Origin of the sequence: Edaphobacter sp. HDX4 (assembly GCF_036877565.1) — a bacterium.
Classification (GTDB): Bacteria; Acidobacteriota; Terriglobia; order Terriglobales; family Acidobacteriaceae; genus Edaphobacter.
Map to the genome: position 1 here is coordinate 1 of NZ_JAEDXW010000014.1, position 21,517 is coordinate 21,517.

13 protein-coding genes are annotated in these 21,517 nt (G+C 58.0%); 5 read left to right on the forward strand and 8 right to left on the reverse strand.

Annotated elements, in window-relative coordinates; translation table 11 throughout:
* Positions 1–452: 452 nt before the first annotated feature.
* From JAO29_RS14135 to eat, 7 genes are all read right to left on the reverse strand, one after another.
* The gene (locus JAO29_RS14135; protein ID WP_334268885.1) at positions 453–1,646 is read right to left on the reverse strand and encodes an erythromycin esterase family protein; all 1,194 of its coding nucleotides are present in this window, start codon (positions 1,644–1,646) and stop codon (positions 453–455) included.
* A gap of 263 nt (positions 1,647–1,909) precedes the next feature.
* Positions 1,910–3,436, reverse strand: coding sequence for a GH39 family glycosyl hydrolase (locus JAO29_RS14140; RefSeq protein ID WP_334268886.1), 1,527 nt, complete (start codon positions 3,434–3,436; stop codon positions 1,910–1,912).
* 237 nt (positions 3,437–3,673) lie between these two features.
* On the reverse strand, positions 3,674–7,147 hold the full coding sequence (locus tag JAO29_RS14145) for a TonB-dependent receptor (RefSeq protein ID WP_334268887.1): 3,474 nt from the start codon (positions 7,145–7,147) through the stop codon (positions 3,674–3,676).
* A 367-nt stretch (positions 7,148–7,514) separates the two neighbouring features.
* Entirely contained in the window at positions 7,515–8,492 is a 978-nt protein-coding gene (locus JAO29_RS14150) for a formylglycine-generating enzyme family protein (protein WP_334268888.1), read from the reverse strand.
* Between the two features lie 78 nt (positions 8,493–8,570).
* The gene (eutC, locus tag JAO29_RS14155; protein ID WP_334268889.1) at positions 8,571–9,368 is read right to left on the reverse strand and encodes an ethanolamine ammonia-lyase subunit EutC; all 798 of its coding nucleotides are present in this window, start codon (positions 9,366–9,368) and stop codon (positions 8,571–8,573) included.
* The gene (locus JAO29_RS14160; RefSeq protein WP_334268890.1) at positions 9,365–10,759 is read right to left on the reverse strand and encodes an ethanolamine ammonia-lyase subunit EutB; all 1,395 of its coding nucleotides are present in this window, start codon (positions 10,757–10,759) and stop codon (positions 9,365–9,367) included. The genes eutC and JAO29_RS14160 overlap by 4 nt, the downstream gene beginning before the upstream one ends.
* 23 nt (positions 10,760–10,782) lie before the next feature.
* Positions 10,783–12,030: an ethanolamine permease gene (eat, locus tag JAO29_RS14165; RefSeq protein ID WP_334268891.1), complete on the reverse strand. Its 1,248-nt coding sequence runs from the start codon at positions 12,028–12,030 to the stop codon at positions 10,783–10,785.
* Positions 12,031–12,274: 244 nt separating this feature from the next.
* On the opposite strand from eat, the gene JAO29_RS14170 reads away from it, so the two are divergent.
* From JAO29_RS14170 to JAO29_RS14190, 5 genes are all read left to right on the forward strand, one after another.
* Positions 12,275–13,282 carry a helix-turn-helix domain-containing protein gene (locus tag JAO29_RS14170; protein ID WP_334268892.1) on the forward strand — a complete coding sequence of 336 codons (1,008 nt, stop codon included), beginning with the start codon at positions 12,275–12,277 and terminating at the stop codon, positions 13,280–13,282.
* A gap of 155 nt (positions 13,283–13,437) precedes the next feature.
* Positions 13,438–16,872 (forward strand): TonB-dependent receptor, encoded by a 3,435-nt coding sequence (locus JAO29_RS14175; protein WP_334268893.1) that lies wholly within the window; start codon positions 13,438–13,440, stop codon positions 16,870–16,872.
* Between the two features lie 71 nt (positions 16,873–16,943).
* The gene (locus tag JAO29_RS14180) at positions 16,944–19,061 is read left to right on the forward strand and encodes a phosphocholine-specific phospholipase C (protein ID WP_334268894.1); all 2,118 of its coding nucleotides are present in this window, start codon (positions 16,944–16,946) and stop codon (positions 19,059–19,061) included.
* A gap of 88 nt (positions 19,062–19,149) precedes the next feature.
* Positions 19,150–19,773, forward strand: coding sequence for a TetR/AcrR family transcriptional regulator (locus tag JAO29_RS14185; protein WP_334268895.1), 624 nt, complete (start codon positions 19,150–19,152; stop codon positions 19,771–19,773).
* Positions 19,774–19,811: 38 nt separating this feature from the next.
* The gene (locus JAO29_RS14190; protein WP_334268896.1) at positions 19,812–20,249 is read left to right on the forward strand and encodes a cupin domain-containing protein; all 438 of its coding nucleotides are present in this window, start codon (positions 19,812–19,814) and stop codon (positions 20,247–20,249) included.
* Positions 20,250–20,300: 51 nt separating this feature from the next.
* Here JAO29_RS14190 and JAO29_RS14195 read toward each other — a convergent pair whose 3' ends face one another.
* Positions 20,301–21,488, reverse strand: a complete 1,188-nt coding sequence (locus tag JAO29_RS14195) for a hypothetical protein (RefSeq protein WP_334268898.1) — start codon at positions 21,486–21,488, stop codon at positions 20,301–20,303.
* Between the last annotated feature and the right edge of the window lie 29 nt (positions 21,489–21,517).

Sequence of the window (21,517 nt, forward strand, 5' to 3'; positions counted from 1 at the left end):
ATCAAGGTTCCGGAGCGCCCGATCGATCTCGTCTTCGGTGGCAAGGACGGATCGACGCTGTATATTCTGGCTCGCACGTCCCTATACGGTGTTCCGGTGAAGCGGTAGGGCACCCCTACCGCTTTTTTGCGCAAAATCTTGGAAATAGGAGACTTAGGTCTGGACTTGAAGTGTAAATTATTCAAAATACGTGGTTTGCGGGCAAACTATCAAAACAGAGGACTTATTGCTCCAATTGTCGCTTTGTCTTCTCAGCTGCTAATTCCATTCTAGTGGTTTCTGCGTAACATATCGGCATCTACAAGTGGTTTGGTTAGTTTTACTTGTGAGCTGCGAGGGCTTGACACTGCTCGGTGAGCGATGGGATGGCCAGCTTCTTCCGCAGATATTTTCACAACTCGCCGATCTCCCGGAATCTTATGGAGTGGCGATGAACACGAGGAGCCTCTTCATCAGGGATTCGGATGCTTCATCCATGCGGGAGCTCGTTCGGCTCGAAAGAGCACCAAACCATCCATAACGCGATCCCAATGGGCGGTCGTGAAGGCGGTTCCGAGAGGCCGCGCCGCAACGGAGTTGTACTTCTTGAGTTGCTTGCCGGATAGGTAGACAACGTCTGAGTTTGTATGGGCGAAGATCTGTGCTTCGAGGGAAGACGGTGGAGCGTCGCCAAGACGTCGAATCGGCTGGTGAATGAATGCGTATTGGCCAGAGTAGGCTGAGAACCCCAGTGAGAAAGCGCCGTCTTTTCGCTTGTTGTGAATGTAGGATCCGAACGGGATTCTGCCCTCGTCTCCCTCAACGCCGCTCAAGTTCTTTGCCGTATGCACTGTGGCTGCCCAGACGATTACCTTACTTTTCGGCGGCAGCTGTGCAAGGAGCCATTTGTAGTTCAGATACATGGACCGGTCGCGGTCATTCAACCATTTCAACTTCTGATCTTTGTTCGTGAAGTCATCTTCGGTAAAGTCTCGTGCGAGATTTCGCTGAAGACTGTCGATCATGGCTTGGTCCTCTTCGATGGACCTCTTATCTTCCCTGGCGGAAGATAGCTGGGTCTGAATTTCAGACAAGCAGCCGAGCATGTTGTTCTTGTCTTGTGGACCGTACGGAGCGTCCTTTGTGTATTTCCAAAGCAGATGCCGTTGAAGAATCGCGAGGCAACGCGCCTTATCATCGCCATGCAGAGGTTGCACCAGATCAGGCGCCATCTGGAGTGAAGCATAACTGCCAGCTCCGATCTGATCGTCAAGGCCACCGAGGGTGAGGCGGCCCGATTTCACCCTTTCTCGAAGAAAGGGAACCATGGCTTCTACCTCTCTGTTGGCCCAAAGGCCACCGATTGCAGCGGAGATCATTGACTCCGACACATCATGGCCAGACCTCAACTCCCTTTCGATGTGGATGTAGTCATACACGCCACTTTCGACAAAGATCGCATTGTAGTGACACTCATCGACGAGACGACGAACGAGCTGAACTTTGAATTCCAGCGTGTACCCGAAGCCATGGATGGGCGGCTCACCCAGCAGAGCGACCTGTTTACCACAAAGGATGTGAGCGATAGGTTCGATCTCTGCAGTATTCGTTGCCGGACTTGCGACCTGATCCTGCGCACTGAGGCCTGCTGCAGAGATGACGAACAACAAGAGGAAAGCTGCGAAGCAAGTAACAGATCGAATCGGCAGAGAGGACATAACTGCACCGATTCTAGACAGGTTAATCGATGGGCTGCGATTGTGGGCGAACCGCAGATCCTTCGACTTCGCTGCGCTCCGCTCAGGATGACACTTTGGAGGAGAGGATCTCCAAAGAAGTGGTGATGCTTTGTGGTGGGATTCTTCCGTGGTGAGCGACTTGGATACGCCGGTCACTGGAGATTAGGGAGCGGCCAATGCGGCTAATGGGACTAGTGCGGCGCTGCGGTGACAAGGAGGAGCGCGTTGGGTTCGAGTTCGAGGGTGAGCTGGTGGTTTTCGAGGTGGGTCTGCTCCGGGGCGGGGAGTGCGGTTGCCTTGTTGAGTTGCTCGACCTGTTGCGGGGTGGGGTAGTCGGGCTTGCCGATTTTGGCGTACTCGGGGAGGACGTTTCCGTGCTCGTTGTCGACGCGCTGGATGGATACCTGTGCATCAGCGGGGACACCCTGAAGGCTGAGGGTGATTGTGCGGGTCTTACCGTTGCGGAGCGATTCGGGGTCGGGGTCGACGAGGTTCCAGAGAGCGATTTTCAGGTGGCCATCTGAAGATCTGGTAACGATGACGTCCTGAGCCGGATTGGCGATGCGCGAGTCACCGAGCTGGTGGAGCAGGGCGAAGTCGTAGAAGCTGGGTTTGTTGATTCCGAACTCGGCGCGGAGGCCGAACTGCCCGATGAAGGGGCGTGGGCCGGGGCCGCCTTCTTCAAAGACGTCGGAGAAGGTCCAGAAGGACATCATGTCGACCATGCCGTCGCACTGGCGAACGGTGTTGGCGAGGGCGGGACCGACGTAGGTGGTGTCCCGGGACTGGTTGTGGCCGGGGACGTTCCACTCGGTCCAGAAGAGCGGCAGGGTGGGTTTACCGGCGGCCTTCATCTGTCCGCGGACCTTGGCGACGGCGCGGCAGACGCGCTGGTCCATGGGGAGGTCTTTGGGGACGCTGGGATCGTCCGGGAACATGTTCTCGACGGTGTCGTCGGCGTAGCCATGGGTCGAGACGAAGTCGACGGGTACGTTGTTTTCGGTGGTGTGTTTGAGGAAGGCGGGGACCCACTGGGCTGCCGCAGTTGCGGGGCCGCCGACGCGAAGGCGTGAGCTGATCGCTTTGAGGTCACGGGCAGTGTGGTCGTAGAGCTCGAAGTAGCTTCGCTGGCTGGGCACGCCGCCCCAGAAGTCGATGTTGGGCTCGTTCCAGACCTCGAAGTACCACTGGGAGACCTCGTCGATACCGTAGCGCGAGACGAGGTTCTTTGCGAAGGCGGTGATGAGGCCATCCCACCTCTCCATGGATTTTGGAGGAGAGACGTTCTGCTTGTACCAGAAGGGATGGAGAGCGTCGGGGTTGAAGGCGAGCTTTTTGGGCATGAAGCTGATCTCGATGACGGGGCGAACGCCGTTAGCGAGGAGGTTGTCGTAGATCTGATCGACGTAGGCGAAGTTGTAGACGGGGTTGCCGTGCTCGTCCTCGTTATAGACGCCAAGCTCGTCGTGCAGGATGCCGTGGAAGCGGACGTAGCGGAAGTCGGTGATCTGCTTCACGGCTCTGAGGTCGTTGAGGTAGCTCTGGCGAAGCACGAGAGCGGCGCGGCCGGAGCCGAACATCTCTTCCCAGAAATGAGGAAAGGGAGTGGTGGGGGCGTTGGCGTTGATCTGGATGGTTTGCTGGGCGGAGAGGGGGAGCGCCAGGGAGACGAGAAGCACGAGGAGGGCTTTGCGGGTGGATTGTAAAAAGGGATGCATCGGGTCTCCGGGTAGCGCTTTTTCACGCCGGTGCATTTCATGGGATGGCCAAGGGTGGTGTGCGGACTGAGGCGGGAGGGGGAGGGATCCGGGGATTTACCGCAGATCTTTCCACTTCGTTTCACTCCGGTCGGGATGACACTCCTTTAGGTGTTTCACTCTGTTTGGAATGACACTCCTTGAGAGTTTCACTCCTGTCGGCATGACGTGCCGTTGTGGTCCATGGTGCGGTCCTGCCTAGAAGCTGAAGCGGGCCTGGAACTCGATGGTGCGGGCTCCAAGGGCTCCACTGGATTGACCGAAGGTGCTGCTGGTGATGAGGGTATTGCCGTCTCCGGTGTTGAAGGGCAGCAGGTTTGTCTGGTTGAAGATGTTGAAGAACATGGCGCGGATGGTCAGGCCGGAGTTCTCGCCGAAGATGGTGTTGTGAGGAATGCCGAAGGTCTTCTGAGCGTCCATATCGGTGTCGAAGTAGTTGGGGCCGTGCAGGCTGTTACGACCTACACCTGGAGGTGGCGGCGCTCCGGTTGTGGGGTAGGCGGGGATGGCGAAGTAGGCCAGACCGCCATTGGGGAACTGCCCACCCTGGCGCTTGAAGGTGTCGTTGCTGGTGTCTCCTGTGCCGTTGGAAAACTGTGCTCCGGGGCGGAGGTTGCAGTATCCGCTGCCCACGTAGACGACGTTGCATCCGGTGTTGGCATAGATGGGAGTCCAGGGAAAGCCGGTGTGGTACTGAAGGATTCCGCTGATCTGGATTCCTCCGAAGATTGCCTCGAGCAGCTTGTTATTGGGGAAGAGCTTTGGAGCGTAGGTTCCGAACAGCTTGACGTTGTGGGTGATGTCGTAGTCAGCGCGACCGTAGGCGAAACGGTTGTCGTAGGGGTACTGATCGATGTAGTAATCCTGCGATGCGGTATCCATGATCCTGCCCCAGCGGTACTGGCCGTTGAGAGAGAAGCTCCTGGAGAAGGTATGCCGGACCTCTGCGAGGAAGGCGTGCGAGCTGGCTGTGGCATCGTTCGAGAAGTAGCTGAAGCTGCTGATGGATGGATTGAGATTGGGATAGTAGATCCAGTTGAGATTGTTCTGCCGGGTGTAGTGACGCGACAGGCTGCCCTGATAACCGGCACTGACGATCCAACGGGGTGTGAGGGCGTACTCCACGCCAAGAGACGTCTTGTAGGTGAGAGGGGTTGGGAGATCCTGCTGGATGCCAACGATCTGCAGGGCAGCTCCTCCGACCGGAAGACCGTTGGAACCAAACGTGACGATGGCAGCGGGATTGGAGGGATATCCGTTGATATCGGTTGCGCTTGCCGACGCGGCATACTGAACGCCCGGGCAGTTCGTAAGGGCGGTGTCAGTGCAGACAGCGTTGACGTTGGTTACAAGAGGAGGATTGGACCGGCCGTTGAGGGTGATTGCCTGCTGCATGCGGTTATAGGCGATGCCGAAACCACCGCGTACGACAGCCAGATGATTTGAGGAGGGATTGAGGGAATAGGCGAAGCCGAACTGAGGTCCCCAGTTGTTGCGGCTGGTTTTATAGAGATCGCCACCGACCTTCATGGTGGCGTCGGTCAGGGTGCGGGAGCCGGTGCCAAGCACAGGATTGCTGAGCTGGTTGTTCGTCTCGGTTGTGGGGGTGAAGTACTCCCAGCGGATGCCAAGGTTGAGGGTCAGGTTGGCGTTTACGCGCCAGTCATCCTGAACGTAGCCGGCGTAGATGTAAGAACGGATGTGTTTGGTAGCAGAGGTCGGGGTTCCGGTGCGGGGATCGAAGTTGCCATTCAGCAGGCGCGGCCGATCATTGGCGAACTCCCAGAGGTTGCGGAAGGTATAGGCGGGGATGGCGGCGAAGGTCTGAGTGTCGTTATCGAGCTCTCGATAGCCGTCGAAGCCCATGCGGATGTTGTGAGAGCCCCAGGTTTTGGTCAAGGTGTCGCGGAGATTATAGGTGGTCTGGGCGAAGTTGCCGGGTCCCGGTGCGCCGAAGTACTGGAACTCACTGGTTCCGATTCCGCCCATGGTGTCGAGGCTGCCACGCGGAAGACCGAAGGGCTCCTGAGGATTGGATGCGATCTCGTTGAAGTACCAGCGAACGCCATTCAAACGGAACTCATTAAGAAGCGTCGGAGAGAAGATGTGATTCCAGAGTGCAGCCTGCGTATATGCGAGGCGATCGACGTTCCAAAGATTGGCTGTACGGTTGGGACCGTTGAAGGAGGTGGACGAGGTCGGCACCCAGTAGACGGTGTAGGCGATCAGATCGCGCGGGTTGAGCTGCCAGTCTAGGCGGCCGTTGAATTGTTGATTCGTAGAAGTGCTGGGGTTGACGGTGTTGACATAGAACAGATCAGGCACGCCATCGAAGCCGCCGCCCGTGCCGGGGGCGTTATTGCCAATGTAGGTTGGATCGGAGGTGCCGAGCGCAGTCGGAAGAGGCGAACCGACATCAAGGGCTGTTCCACCCTTGTAAGGAATCGTGCGGCAGTAGGCAGCACTAAGACCGGCGAAGGCACAGTTGGAGCTGCTCGCCACGGACTGATAGTTGACGCTCTCGCCGGGGTAGCCTGCGATGGCCGCCGAGACACCGCCTGGCTTTGCCTTGGCGATCAGCTGGTCGAACTCAGGCGTTTCATACCACTTCGTAGCCTGATCGCGCCCGCTGTTACGGAGTTCTTCGTAGGAGAAGAAGAAGAAGATGTGATTCTTCCAGACGGGACCTCCAACGCTGCCGCCGAGCTGATTGAAGCGATTGTTGTCACGCAGTAGTTGATCGGTATCTCCCTCGGAGCCGGGACCGTTCCAGCGCTGATAGGCGTTCAGCCCGGGACGATGGAACTTGATGAAGGCGCTGCCGTGGAATTCGTTGGTGCCATTCTTAGAGACGATGAGGACTTGTGAGCCGCTGTTGCGTCCGACGGTGGCATCGTAGGGGCTGGTATGGGTCTGGACTTCTTTCACGGACTCTTCGTTGGGGGTGATGACGGCTCCGCCACCCCAGGCGAGTGAGTTTACCTGGCTGCCGTCAATCTGAAAGGAGTTGCCGGAGACACGGACGCCGTTGCCCTGGGTCTGGGCGCGGTTCTCTACGGCGAAGATGCTGCCGGAGCCACTGCTTCCGCCGATGCCTCCGTTGCCGGGAAGAGAGTAGCTCTGTCCCGTGCCACTTTGCGAGGCGTCGCCGAGAGCGCCGGGGGTAAGGCGAAGGAGCTGGTAGGGATCGCGGTTGGAGGAGGGCAGTGTCTGCAGTTGCTGCGCGCTGATGGTGCCGGAGATATTCGCAGTTGCAGTGTTGATGGCGGGGGCGGTGTCGGTGACGGTGATGGACTGCTGTCCGCCTGCGGCTTCGAGGGTGATGTTGAGTCCCTGCATTGTTTCACCGACGATGCTGACGTTGTCGACTGTTTTAGTGGCAAAGCCCGGGGCTTCAACGGTAACGGTGTAGGGCGCGGGCGCGAGTCGGTTGAAGGTGTAGTTTCCTGCGCCGTCGGTGGTGCCCTTCTGGGTCTGATTTGTCTCCTTGTCGACAATGGTGATGCTGGCCCCGGGGACGACGGCTCCCGTCGGATCGATCACGGTGCCTTGAAGGCCTGCGCGATACTGCGCGTGCGCTGACTGGCCGGAAAGGCACAGGAAGACGACGACCGACAGAAGAAGGGCAAGAATTTTTGGGGAAGGTGCGGGTAAATCCAGACGGGTTTTCATCACTGCTCCTAAAAGAGGGAGCGGCCCTGCGTGCTCGGCCGAAGCTCCGGGTTGGTTCTGGTTTTTATCGTGGGTGGCAAAGTGCGCGGAAGCACTTGCAACTCCCTGAAGGGCCCGTGGCCGCTATACGGCCAGACGATCTCCTTATCGTCCCAGCCGGGGAGAAACCATTGCAGTTGCCGGTAAGCGAAAGCTCTGCCAAATCCAACAAGTTAAAGAAGATCCATGGACTTTGCGTAGGGGACACAGCAATGGCCTGAACGCTTCAACACAAGAGATGCAGAATCAGGGCTGCGGGTGATTTCGAAGACGGAAAAATTTTAGACGTATCTCTTGTGATGCCAAGAGAAAGAGCGTCCGGGAGAGTTTAGCGGCAGCAGCGGAAGCCGATGTTCGAGCTCGAGCTATCGGGAGTGTTGGAGCTGCGAGCGGCGACGCGATATCGGTTGCAGTAGGACTTGTGGCAGAGGAAGGAGCCGCCCTTCATGACCTTCGAGGTGCCGCTGGGCGGACCAGCGGGATTGTTGCGGCTGGCGGTGCGGTGAAACTCGGTGTCAAACCAGTCAGAGCACCACTCCCAGGCGTTGCCGGTGATGGAATAGAGACCGAAGCCGTTTGGAGGAAAGGCATCGACGGGGCAGGTTCCGGCGTAGCCATCATCGGCGGTGTCGTGATGGGGGAACTCCCCTTGCCAGATGTTGCAGCGGTGCTCGCCGTCCGGCCGGAGCTTGTCGCCCCATGGGTAGAGTTTCTGCTCGAGACCGCCGCGGGCGGCATACTCCCATTCGGCTTCAGTGGGCAGTCGCTGGGCACTCCAGCGGCAGTAGGCCTGAGCGTCGTTCCAGGAGATATGAACGACGGGATGATCTTTGAGGCCTTCGAGGGTGGAACCGGGACCGGCGGGAGCGTTCCATCTTGCTCCGGAGACCTTGCACCACCATGGTGCGGCTGCGACGGTGTCTTCGACGAGACTGGAGAAGCGCGACGCAGGGATATGCGACCAGAAGACGAAGGACCAGCCGAAGACTTCGGCCTCGGTTTTGTATCCGGTGGCGGTCACGAACTGCTGGAAGATGTCGTTGGTGACCGGGTAGGCGTCCATCAGGAAGGGATCGACAATCACGGGCCGCACGGGGCCTTCGCCGTCCAGAGGGAAGGAATCGGGAGCATCTGTTCCCATCAGGAAGGTGCCGCCCTCCAGAGAGATCATGCGTTCGCGGATCTCGGGACGGACCTCAGTCGGAGAAAGGATTTGCGACTCGCCGCTAAAGTTGGTCGCCCGCTGGGAGGAGGGAGCGCAGCATCCCTTGAGCGTCTTCTCCTGAGGGTGAGTGGAACAAGTCATAGGATTTCCAGCCTGCACCAGTCTAGCGCGCTTGCGCGGCCTAGTAGAAGGGCTGGAGCGGGGCGCCAGCGTCTGACGTCAGCGCCTGGGAGGAGTAGGCAGTGACGGGGGCTCCGGGAGTGGAGATCCGAGCATCTTATCGCTGTCATCTTTGAGGACGATGCCGGTGGCGCTGATTGCACGCGCTCGATCGAGCAGGTGCAGCAGCTTGAAGACCGCGACATCGTAGGAGATGCCTGCAGGACGGATGTTGGAGATGCAGTTGCGCTCCGAATCCATACGTCCCTTGCGTGGGGCATATGTGAGGTATGCCCCGAGGCTGTCGGCAGACTTGAGGCCGGGCCTTTCTCCAATAAGGATGAGCACCGCCTCGGCCTGGCGGAGTTCGCCGATCTCGTCGGCCAGAGCGACGCGCGCCTGGGTAGCCACGACGATGGGATCCAGATGCCAGTCGACCAGACCGTCGCGCAGACGCAGCAGAAAGCCAAGAGCATGAGACGAGGAGGCGAGGGAAGAGAGTCCATCGGCAACGACTACTGTGAGGGTCCCGGAAGGAGCAGGACTCATAAGGCGAAGAGATTCCGCAGATGCAGGATCGAGAGCTCGACCAAGGTCAGGCCGCCGAAGATATTCCGCACGATTGCGAGCGCGGCTTCGTGCCGGCACAACAGAGAAGCCGGCCTCTTCAAGTGCGCTTTGCATGGCACCAGTGTCGAAGGGAGCGTGGACGGCGTCGCGGGCGCGAGCGTGATCCATGTCGAAGTCCAGCACGGATCGAGTGGGCATGCTGGCTCCGACGCGTCCCATCGCGATGCGGGCGGATGTCCATCTCGAGAGCATCTTCCAGGGCTCGGGCTGTGCGAGATTGTGCTTCATGCGAGGCCTTCGAGACCCTTCTGCGGCAGGAGACGGGCAAGTGTACGTCGGGAGAGGGTGAACTCTCCCTTCTCATCGAAGATCTGCATTCTTCTGAGCCACGCTTCAAACTCCGGAGCTCTCCTGAGTCCCAGCGCCCGACGCACATAGAGCGCGTCGTGGAAGGAGGTGCTTTGATAGTTGAGCATGATGTCGTCGGCGCCTGGCACGCCGATGATGAAGTTGACTCCGGCGACGGCAAGCAGAGTCAGCAGTGTATCCATATCGTTCTGGTCCGCTTCCGCGTGATTGGTATAGCAGACGTCGCAACCCATGGGCAGACCTAACAGCTTGCCGCAGAAGTGATCTTCAAGGCCGGCTCGAATGATCTGCTTGCTGTCGTAGAGGTATTCGGGACCGATGAAGCCCACGACGGTGTTCACAAGCAGAGGACGACACATGCGCGCTACCGCGTAGGCGCGAGCTTCGCAGGTCTGCTGGTCGACGCCGAAGTTGGCTCCTGCAGACAGGGCGCTCCCCTGACCTGTCTCGAAGTACATGCAGTCAGAACCGATGGTGCCGCGCTGAAGAGAGAGCGCTGCCTGTTCCGCCTCTCGAAGGAGTGACAGTGTGATGCCGAAGCTCTCGTTGGCCTTCTGGGTTCCGGCGATGGACTGGAAGACCAGGTCAACCGGCGCTGAATGCTCCATGGCCTGCATGGTATTGGTGATGTGGGTCAAGACGCAGTTCTGTACAGGAGCATCGAAGCGAAGGCGGAATTCGTCGAGCAGGTGCAGCAGTCGAACGGTGGAGGCGATGCTGTCGCTGGCCGGGTTGACTCCGATGACAGCGTCGCCGCAACCGTACAGAAGGCCATCGACGACCGAGGCAAGTACTCCCTGGGGATCGTCCGTGGGATGGTTGGGCTGCAGCCGCACTGCCATCGTGCCGGGGAGACCGATGGTGTTGCGAAATCGGGTGACAACATTGCATCGGCTGGCGACGAGGATCAGGTCCTGATTGCGCATCACCTTGGAGACGGCAGCAACCATCTCGGGGGTGAGACCGCGGCTGATTGCTCGGAGCGTGTCGGCGGTCTGCGTGGAGTTCAGGAGCCACTCGCGAAATTGCCCGACAGTGAGGTGTGAGACAGGAGCGAAGGCCTGAGCGTCATGAGTGTCGACGATCAGCCTTGTGATGTCATCTTCTTCATAGGGGATGACGGATTCGTTGAGGAAGTGCTTGAGAGGAAGGTCAGCCAGAACGAACTTCGCGGCGGCTCGAACGATCTCCGACTCCGCGGCGATTCCGGCGAGGTCGTCGCCCGAGCGCGAAGGGGACGCCTTGGCGAGCAGAGATTTGAGGTCGTCGAAGCGATAGGTCGTGCCGCGAATGGTGTGGGCGAAGGCCATCAGTGTTCTGCCAGTCGAAGATGCTAGGCGTGGACGCGTCTAACAGCTCGAAGTAGAAGATACCCTATGAACAACAGAACGAAGAAGAGAAGAGAGATCAGTGGGTTGTAATAAATGATGCTTGCGAGGCAGACAGCTACGCTGAAGAGGGTCCAGAGTGGAGCGAAGGGATAGAGGCGGGCACGAAAGGGCCGTTCCAGATCGGGTTCCTTCTTTCGCAGGCGGAACAGCGCGAGCATGCTGGTGGCGTACATCACGAGTGCTCCCAGAACTGACATGGTGACGATGTTGGCGGTCAGAGGCTGTCCACCGATGGTGATCCATGAATCGCTGTAGATCGCCGCGATCCCAACGACGCCGCCTGCGAGAACTGCGATCCACGGAGTCTGCAGCTTCGGGTGAACCCTGCCGAATACGGCTGGCAGATATCTTGCACGAGCGAGAGCAAAGATCTGCCTGGAGTATCCGAAGATGATGCCATGCAGTGACGCGATGAGTCCGAAGAGGCCCAGCCATACGAGCATGTGCAGCCAGCCGCTGGAAGAGCCGACGACGATCTTCATCGCCTGAGGTAGAGGATCGTTGATGTTGGCGAGCAGACGCCAGTTACCTACTCCACCAGCGAAGAACATGACACCAAGGGCGAGGGTCAGAAGCGTGCCGATGCCGGCGAGAGAAGCGATCGGGATAGAGTGCGAAGGCCGCTCTGCCTCCTCGGCAGCCATGGCGACACCCTCGATGGCAAGGAAGAACCATATTGCGAATGGGACGGCGGCAAACATGCCGTGCAGTGCGGTCTGACTGATGTGATTGTGTCCTGCCCAGCCGCCGGATACAAAGTTACTGAGATGAAAGCCTGGCGCGACGACGCCCATAAAAACGAGCAGTTCAAAGATGGCCAACAACGTGATCAGCAGCTCGAAGTTCGCGGCTACCTTAACACCCATGATGTTGATTGCCATGAAGAAGAGGTAGGCGAACACGGCTGCATGTTTGGGCGCCAAGCCGGGGAACTGCACGTTGAGGTAGGCCCCGATGGCGAGTGCGATAGCTGGAGGAGCGAAGAGGAATTCAACGAGTGTCGAGGCACCGGCGATGTAACCGCCGAGTCTCCGAAGGCCCGCTGCGCGTAGGCGAAGGGGCCGCCCGCTTGAGGTATGGCTGTTGTGAGCTCGGTAAAACTGAAGATAAAGGCCACGTACATGGTGGCGACCAGAACGGTGACGGCAAGGAAGCCCAGCGTTCCCGCGCTTGCCCATCCGTAGCTCCATCCGAAGTACTCCCCCGAGATTACGAGGCCGACCGCGATGCCCCAGAGCTGCCATGTAGTTAGGGTGGCTTTAAGGTGTGGGCTTTCGTCCATGTCACTCCTGAGGTTCATTATGCGGAAGAGGCTCTCACGGGAGTTATCAAAAAATGGCAATCGAGCGGCAGGTTGGGTCCGCCGCGCAGGACATCATGGCGAGATTGAATTGTGTTCAAACGGGTTACACGTTATTGTAATAACCTCCACACGTGGAATCTGGCGATCATCTCGGTCCTGTGTCGACGGCGGATATTGAGACTCCGCTGCTGTACCGACGTGTTGCTGATGACCCGAATGCTCAAGCCAACAACCTGCTTGGCTGGTCACAGATTTACGATCAGCTTTCAGGTGGGAGTTTTTCCGGTGAGCTTCGCGGCGCCTGCTTACGTACAGTCCATGTATTTCGCGAGTCTACGAACCTGAGCCTGCGTCAATCGTGCGAGGTTCGCTCGCGCGGATGGTGGTTCGGAATTCCTGCGACAGAAGAAGGGTCGTTTCGCGTCGATTTACGCCGAGTCGAGCGCGGTTCCGTTGCTGTGCGTCGGGGACATCAACCGTTTGAGCTGATTACGCCGCAGAACTTCCACATCTATGGCATCGTAGTCGAGCACGAAAGGCTGAGAAGGTATCTGAACGCCACCTATCCGGAGCACCGGAGTCTCCTGGCCCGGGGACTCGACACAATTCCGATGAGTGTGCAAATGGGCGGTATGCTGCGCCACTTGATCCGCAAAGTTCTCCAAGAGATCGCTTCGCGTCCGGCTGTTCTGGATTCCGCGAACGCGCGAGAGGCGATCGAGAGCAATCTGGTTGAGGCAGTGGCCGAGCTATGCGTTACGCCCGAGCGCGCGCTATGCGTGACGCGTCGCGAGGTCCAGAGTTCATTGATTGTGCGGAATGTTCGGCAGTATGTTCTGGATCATTCGAATCGTGTGATCGCCGTTCCAGAACTATGCAAAGCCTTCGATGTCAGCCGCAGAACCTTGCAATACGCCTTTGAACAAGTGCTTGGGATCAGTCCGAATGCTTACCTGAGGATTCTTCGTCTGAATGGAGCGCGACGCGACCTGGCTGGTAGAGAGGCACAAATCTCAGTGCAACAGGCGGCTGCGGACTGGGGCTTCTGGCATCTGAGCCAGTTTGCGAAGGACTATCGTGCGCTCTTCGACGAGCTGCCATCGGCGACGCTCCGGCGCGCTGGCGGGTGCGGCGACTGAAGCTGTATTCATTATTTTTAGGATAATCACCATCACTTTTGCCAAAAATCGATAACAGCTTTTCTGGCGTACTGACTATGCTGCACACACGTATGCGCCAGAAAAAATTGTTTCTCGCCCTCTTTGCGATTGTGTGTTTGATTTGCGCGCCCAGCATGGCCACGGCGCAGTCCATCCAGGGAACGATTCTGGGCACGGTGAAAGATGCAAGCGGCGCCTCCATCCCCGGTGCCGCAATCAAACTGACCGAGATAGACACTGCTACAACCAGGACCGCGACCAGCAACAGTACCGGTGGTTATCAGTTTCTGAATCTATATGCCGGCAGGTACACCATCGAGGTGACCGCCAACGGCTTCAACATGCAGACGATCAGTAATCTGCGTCTGACAGCACGTCAGGAACTGCGCTCCGATATCGTGCTCGAGGTCGGGAGCGTGGCGCAGCAGGTTGCGGTGAATGCGAGCGATGCGGGCACGATCGAGACGGAATCCCCTTCGATCGATGCGGCGCTGTCGAGCACGGCGGTCCGTGACCTGCCTGCCAACTATCGCGCGAGCAGCAGCGGCACGAGCCCGCTTACGATGATTCAGACACTGCCGGGCGTTCAGTCCGACGGGGGTACGCAGCCTACGTTTTCGGTGCAGGGCGGCCTCCCGTTTCAGACCGATGTGACCGTCGACGGCATTACAACGCGCAGTGCGACGGGCGGAAATTCGCCTATCGCGAACGCGTTCCCTTCGGGTGACTCGATCGCCGAGATGCGTGTGGATGGAGTGATGAACAGCGCGGAGTTCGGGCAGCCGGGCGAGGTGACCACCACGACGAAGGGCGGAACGAATCAACTGCATGGAGGCATCTTCTGGTACCACCAGGACTCCTCTCTGAACGCGAAGGACTATGGGGCCTTGTCGAAGGCACACCTGGTGACCAATGACTTTGGCGCTTCCGCCGGAGGGCCGGTCGTGGTTCCACATCTGTACAACGGGCATGACAGGACGTTCTTCTTCGGGACCTATGAAGGGTATCGCAGTCCGCGCACGACTTCTGTTCAGTACTATGTTCCGACGGCTGCGATGAAGAAGGGAGACTTTACGAGAGTCAGCGGAGTGAACTCGCTGACGAATCCCTTCACGGGTGGAACGTATGCGCTGAACGCAGTTCCGATCAACCCGGTTGCACAGAAGTTTCTTTCCTTCTTTCCCGATCCGAATATCGGGGACACGTCGAACTACACACCCGGTGTCTACAACTACTCCACGAACAAAGACACATCCCTGTTTTCTAACCAGTTCGATATCCGTGGCGACCAGTACATTGGACAGAAGGCGCTGATCTTCGCGCGCTTCACATGGAAGAACTACTCTCAAGATACCGCGGAGGCTCTGCTCGTGCCTTCGAGCACGACGACCTACCAGGACCGCATCTTCCTGATTGCCGGGAACTATAACTTCACGTCTAACCTGATCAACGAGTTTCGGTATGGCTTTACGTTCGACAGCAACGGTTCGGAGAATCCCTTCGACGGTAAGGCATTCACAGATAATTCAGGATTGCAGGGTCTGCAGAATCTTTTTTACAACGGCCTGCCGGAGCTGGATTTTTCGTATCTCACGAGTCTGAATCCGGAGCGACTGAGCTCCATCACGAAGTCGCGTACGCATGTCTACACCGACACTCTGAGCTGGGTGAAGGGGCGTCACAGCATGAAGTTCGGCGTGGATATTCGACGGATGCAGGCTGTAACTCCGCTCGGATTCAACGGAGCTGATAACTACGGCACGTTCGATTACTCTGCCGCGACGTTTACCGGAAATGAGTTCGCCGACTTCCTGATCGGAACTCCAAGCACAACCTTCTACGATGTCGTGCAGGCAGACAATGACGGCCGGACGATGCACTACCATGCGTTCGCGCAGGACCAGTGGCGCGTCTCCGACCGGCTGACTCTCAGCTATGGCCTGCGGTATGAATATCATCCTGCCTATCACGATCCTTCAGGAAACATCGGTAACTTCGATCCTTCAATCGCTAAATCCGGCCGGGTGATCTATCCCGATGGCGCGGGTGCCCTGGTTTCACAGGATTATCTGAAGAGCTTCAACTCCTGCGGTCTTGGCCAGACTTCGGGTGTGGCTCCGCAGAACGGGGCACCGTGTACGCCGACGGTAAGCAATTCGCAGGCTGGGTTGCCCTCTGGCCTGCGCACAGCAATCAAGACCCGCTTCGCACCTCGCTTTGGGTTTGCCTATCGGCTTACCGGAGATAACAGGACGGTGCTTCGCGGTGGATACGGGCTCTACAACATCACGCTGCTGGGGTCGAACTTCTACTCTCTCACTGGTACGCTGCAGGCCAATACCGTGCAGTACGCCAACACAAAGACGACATCCGGACCGGCCTATGTATGGCCGAACATCTATGCGGGTTCCGGCAGCAGCTCGAGTGCGGTGAACTATGGTCAGGCCTACTTCGGCACGGCTAACGATGTGAACTGGAAGGACCCGTATTCGCAGCAGTTCTCTCTGTCGCTGGACCGAGACCTTGGGCACAGTTATGGTCTTCGCGTCTCCTATATCGGAATGACGACGAAGCACCTGGTGTGGGCTCCAAACCTGAACGATCTTCCGTACTCGAATACGACGTCAGCGGCAGCGCAGCCTCTTTCGGCGAGGCCCTTCCCCAACTGGGGTGTCATCAATACGCGCTCCACAGGGGCCGATTCGAACTATCAGTCGGCACAGGTGAACTTCAACCATCGCACGTCTTCGGGCCTGACGTTCGATACGACCTACACGCTGGCAAAGAACCTCTCGAACAACCAGGGGCCCGCGAGCACAAGCTTCGCCAGTGAGAGCGGCGGCAGCCGGGCTTCGTACGCGGGCGATCCGGACGTCGATTTCGGCCAGGTGTACGGTTCGCGCCGGCATCGCTGGAATACGACCCTTCTGTATGCGTTGCCTGTGGGACGCGGTAAGCAGTTTGGCGGCAACATGAACCGCCTGATGGACGCCGCGTTCGGCGGATGGCAGATCAGCAGCATCTTCCTGGTTCAGACCGGACCTTTCCTCTCCCCGTACTTTTCGAGCGGACAGGGCGATCCTTCCGGAACGGGTTCGGGCCTCAGCAATGCTCTGAACGGCGCGGCTCTGAGCGGACGTTCGCAGAAGGTAGACCGGGTTGTAGGTGTGAGCACAACTCCAACCAGTCGCAGCGTAAGCAACTGGTTCAACAAAGGTGCTTTCACCTGCCCCGGAGATCCTAGCTGGGTGGCGGGAACGCCGTGCCACACGGGCCGCGGATTACCTGGCGATCCGGCTCCGATCGGCCGCTTCGGGAACGTGCAGAACGGGTCCGTCGTAGGGCCGGGGACGGTCAACCTGTCTGGCGGCCTCAGCAAGAACTTTGCGATCACCGAACGGATTTCGCTTCGCGCAGAAGGAACGTTTACGAATATCCTTAACCACACGAACCTTGGCAATCCGAATATGAACATCTCCAGCAGCGCGTTCGGCCAGATTACGGCGGCGAGTACGGCGGACTTTGGAAGCCCGCGAACTGGCCAGGTCTCGATGAGATTGCAGTTCTAATTACGCGCTGGAAAACGTATGGAAGAAGAGCCGGCGCTTCTGGCCGGCTCTCTCTTCGTTGATTGAGGGACATGAAGACAAGACGCGATTTCCTGAAGATTGCCGCAGCCGCTGCTGGTGGAACCATGATGCCGGCGGCCATACAACGAGCACTCGCGATTCCTGCAGATCGGCGGACGGGGACAATCAAGGATGTCGAACACGTCGTCATCCTGATGCAAGAGAATCGCTCGTTCGATCATTACTTCGGCTCGTTGCGTGGGGTGCGTGGGTTCGACGATCCCCGGCCGGTCCTGCTGCCTGATGGAAGATCTGTGTGGCATCAGCCTACGGCGGAGGTGAAGACAAAGCGGTATCACGACCGGGGACTTTCTGAGAACGCGACGTATGTTCTGCCGTTCTATATCAATCCGCAGAAGACAACCGAGTTTCAAGCCGGTACCGATCACGGGTGGAGCAGCGGACACCTTGCCTGGAATCATGGGCGTCACGATCGATGGGTCAATCAGAAGCAGGACGTCATGACCATGGGCTATCTCAATCGAGATGACGTGAGCTTTCACTATGCCCTGGCGGATGCATTTACGATCTGCGACTCTTATTTCTGCTCTGTGCATGCGAACACATGTCCCAATCGGATCTACATGTGGTCGGGAACGATCGATGCTCAAAACGTATATGGAACAAGGCCTAATGGACCGGGGTTCGATGAGCGTCATCACACGAACGGCTATACGTGGACAACTTACCCCGAGCGGCTTGAGAAAGCGGGCGTCTCCTGGAAGGTATATCAGGGTGGAACCGGAGTTCCCGGTGAGCCGACGGACAACTATACCGACAACTCGCTTGAGTTTTTCGCACAGTATCAAGTCCAGGAGGGAGCCTCGCCTGCAAGTGCCCTTGTGAAGAACGGTGTTACGAATCGATCACTGCTCGGCTTCAAAGAAGATGTGCAGGGTGGGAGGCTCCCACAGGTCTCGTGGATTGTTGCGCCCTATAAATACAGCGAACATCCAGAGGCGTCGCCGACGGACGGAGCGTACTACATCTCACTGGTCATGGATGCGTTGACTTCCAATCCCGATGTTTGGAGCAAGACCGTTCTGCTGATCAACTACGACGAGAACGATGGGCTGTTCGATCACATCGTTCCTCCGATGCCGCCCAAGACACAGGCGGCCGGTCAGTATGGGCTTGTGTCGGCTGATCTGCGCGAGAGTCTCAAAGACGAATTTATCGATATGGATAAGTATCCGGATCAGCGGCGCCCGATCATTCACGGGGCCGATCCAGGAGGTCTTCAGCCGATAGGGCTGGGACCGCGGGTTCCTATGCTGGTCATCTCGCCGTGGACTACGGGTGGATGGGTGTGCTCGCAGGTCTTCGACCACACGTCTGTGTTGCAGTTTCTCGAGAGACGATTCGAGGTGCAGGAGCCTAACATCAGCGCATGGCGTCGCGCGGTATGTGGTGATCTGACTGCAGCGTTTGACTTCTCAAGCGCGGCGAAATCACCGAGCCATGCGTTCTCTCCACCGGCTCCCATCAAATCACTCCATCAGCCGTATTCGGTGCCTAAGGTTCAGGCTGTGCCCGAGCAGGAGAAGGGAACTCGTCCGGCCCGTGCGCTGCCTTACCAATTAGAGACGGCCTGCAGGGTTGAAGCCGATCGCGTCGCCATCGATCTGATTAATAAGGGAACAGCGGGGGCTGCCTTTTACATATATGACCGCATGCGGCCTCAAGAAGAACCGAGACGCTACACGGTTTCCGCCGGAGACGCGCTGACTGATTTCTGGCTGGAGAAAGAGGGAGGCCGGTACGATCTCGCGGTCCACGGACCCAATGGATATACGGTCTATCAAAAGGGAACGATCTCGAAGGGCGAGCCGATTGTCAGCGTGAAGCAGGATCCGACTGCGATGACACTCCACGTATCAGTGCAAAATCCAAGTGAGTCGGCCTGCGTCTATACGGTGGAAGAGAATCACACCAAAGTCCGCGAGAAGAAAACAATTGATGCTGGTGGAGAAGATTCGGTTGAGCTAGCTGTTGTCTCAAGCAACGGCTGGTTTGACGTCGTGATTCGCACGTCTGACGCGAAGGCGCCATTTCTTCGGCGCTTCGCTGGCCACATCGAGAATGGCAAGCCCAGCACCAGCGAGCCATCGCGAACTGCGGCTACATAGAAGCTCGCTTACATCGAAGCGAACGAAGCCCCGCCTGCAGCTTTCATGTTGACAGCAACAGATATTGATGACAATATTTTGTCATCAAATGAGTACACGGACCTATAACAATACTCTGCGGCTGAAGCAGACAGAGCTGACTCGACAGACCATCATTGAGGCGGCGCTCTCCCTTATCGCGGAGAGCCCACGAGACGAGTTATCGCACGAGCAGATTGCGAGGCGCGCGGGTATTGGACTGCGGACGGTCTATCGTTACTTCCCGGAGCGGAACCAGCTTCTGACTGAGGTGTGGTTAGAGGTTGATCGCAGACTTCAGCTCAGTCAATATCCGGACACCGAGGAGAAGATGCTAGCGGCTGTTAACTACGTCTTCAATCACTTTGACCAGAATGCAGATCTGATTCGCGGCCTGCTGGAATCGGATGCGGGCCGTGAGATGCGCGAGCGCGACAATCCGAGGCGGCGAAAGGGAGTGGAGAGAGCGCTGGAAGGCGTTACCGTTCACCTGAGCGAAGAAGAACGATTACGAGTGGTGGGAATCTTCCAGGTCTTGTTTGGCGCGCGCGCATGGGAGACACTGCGTTACCGTTCTCATCTGGCGCCGGGAGAGTCGGCCAAAGCGATTGAGTGGGCGATGAAGACTCTGCTCGCGGCGCTTCGGCAGCAGAGTACGAAAGCAACACGTGGTAAGACGAAGAGAAATTCCTGATCCTGATTAAGAGAGCAGTCGTCGAAGAGGAGTCTGAGATGCAAGTGATCAAGAGCTTCCCAGTTTTTGGCGAAGACGTAGATGTGGTTGTGAGCGGAGATATGACGGGAGGTGTACTGGCGGCGATCGTTCAGACATGTCCTCCAGGAGGAGGTCCGCCGCCGCACAAACACGCGAATGAGGATGAGGTATTCCGCGTGATCGAGGGAGATTTCGCGATTCTGAAGGAAGGAGAGTGGGTGCCCATCGAGAAGGGGCAGACACGAGTGGCTTATCGGGGAAGCGTCCATACGTTTCGCAACACGGGGCAGACGGTGGGAAGGATTATGGCGATCATTACGCCGGCCGGAATGGAGCGTTATCTCGAAGAGATCAGCCCGCTGGTTATTCCCGCGGACTTGCCTCGCCTGGCAGAGATATCTCAGCGATATGGCATCTCTTTTGTGGAAGCACCGGACTCCGCACTGGCTGTTTGATGGGGCGGCCTTGCTTGTTCCGCTCGTCTGGCCATCAGCCGTGACGCCGGGCTACCAGAGATGAGTGGCTTCGATGATAGGAGCTCCGGCTCGCCCGTTTACGACGTCGACCTTCAGTACAACCTCGACGTTCTTATCCTGCCAGTTCCAGCCGACGTGGCGATTGAATTCCTGCAGTAGCTCCGGAGAGGTGACGAACTGGGAGGCGGCGTCGGTACCGAACCGCTGGATCCCGGCGACGACGACGACGAAGCTATCAGTCGTGGGGTTGCGAAAGCGGACGACGAGGGCGTAGTCCGGAGTATCGGTGAAGGGCTTGGATCGGTCGCGCGCCCAGAATCGACCTGGGGTTTGCGCGTCCACGATGCGTTCCTCGGGGTGGGGCGTGAAATGAAAGCGCAACGGTCCAACGATCCGGTCGGTCCATTCGTTGTTATAGGCCCCGATCAGGACTGTGGGATTCTCACGGATCTGGGCCAGGGTTGTGTAGGATGCCGGCTGCACGCGATAGGATCCGCCGCGGGTGTTGAGCAGGGCAGCAACTCGGCCCATTGCCAAGCCATTCTCAAAAGAGAGATAGGGATTCATGCTGCTGACATCGGAGGCGACCCGCGTTCCGCTATTCGAACGAGGCGAAAACGTGACGCCGCCTAGACTGATGATGGTTGGTGTCTTCTGCTGAAGGATTGGGGACCAGAAACGCTCCACAGCATCGGTTCGGCCGGTGTTCCAGGTTCGTACGACCGCGACCAACAGCAGCAACAGTGACGTAGCTGCGATAGACCACGCAAGCAGATGTCGCCGCTGGGGAGGAGGAGCGGCCAGTGGAACCGCTTCAGGGAGGATTATGGCTGGAGTGTCTTCAGCTACAGGGCCGACTGACTCTACGGGTGGGTCCAACCTTGAAAACTCTGGACGATAGGAGCGTGGGGTGAGACTGATTACGAGTGGGGGATCGATCCGGGTGCTGTAGTACAGGGCGAGCCGTTTGCGAACCTCTCCCGCCGAGTACCGCACGACTGTATCCGTGTTGGTGTCGTAGTCGGGCGGTCGGCCAAAGACCTCGATCCCAACCGTACGTTCTTTGATCTCATCGCCGCGTCCCTTCAATGTCTGGTTAACGACATAGCGCAGCAGTGCAGGATATCGCTTGCTGATGAAGTGTGGGCTGGCGAGCACTTCCTCGAGCGCCTGCAGGACCTGTTCCTGCTCTTCGGGCGTGGTGGGGATCCAAGCCACGCGTTTTGGTGGTTCCGAGATCATACGAA

What these genes read in the sequence shown, in the direction of transcription:
- JAO29_RS14190 (WP_334268896.1), top strand. Translation starts at nt 19,812, where the DNA reads ATGCAAGTGATCAAGAGCTTCCCAGTTTTTGGCGAAGACGTAGATGTG.
- JAO29_RS14145 (WP_334268887.1), bottom strand. Translation starts at nt 7,147, where the DNA reads ATGAAAACCCGTCTGGATTTACCCGCACCTTCCCCAAAAATTCTTGCC.
- JAO29_RS14140 (WP_334268886.1), bottom strand. Translation starts at nt 3,436, where the DNA reads ATGCATCCCTTTTTACAATCCACCCGCAAAGCCCTCCTCGTGCTTCTC.
- eutC (WP_334268889.1), bottom strand. Translation starts at nt 9,368, where the DNA reads ATGAAGCACAATCTCGCACAGCCCGAGCCCTGGAAGATGCTCTCGAGA.
- JAO29_RS14160 (WP_334268890.1), bottom strand. Translation starts at nt 10,759, where the DNA reads ATGGCCTTCGCCCACACCATTCGCGGCACGACCTATCGCTTCGACGAC.
- JAO29_RS14175 (WP_334268893.1), top strand. Translation starts at nt 13,438, where the DNA reads ATGGCCACGGCGCAGTCCATCCAGGGAACGATTCTGGGCACGGTGAAA.
- eat (WP_334268891.1), bottom strand. Translation starts at nt 12,030, where the DNA reads ATGGAGCTACGGATGGGCAAGCGCGGGAACGCTGGGCTTCCTTGCCGT.
- JAO29_RS14150 (WP_334268888.1), bottom strand. Translation starts at nt 8,492, where the DNA reads ATGACTTGTTCCACTCACCCTCAGGAGAAGACGCTCAAGGGATGCTGC.
- JAO29_RS14180 (WP_334268894.1), top strand. Translation starts at nt 16,944, where the DNA reads ATGAAGACAAGACGCGATTTCCTGAAGATTGCCGCAGCCGCTGCTGGT.
- JAO29_RS14185 (WP_334268895.1), top strand. Translation starts at nt 19,150, where the DNA reads ATGAGTACACGGACCTATAACAATACTCTGCGGCTGAAGCAGACAGAG.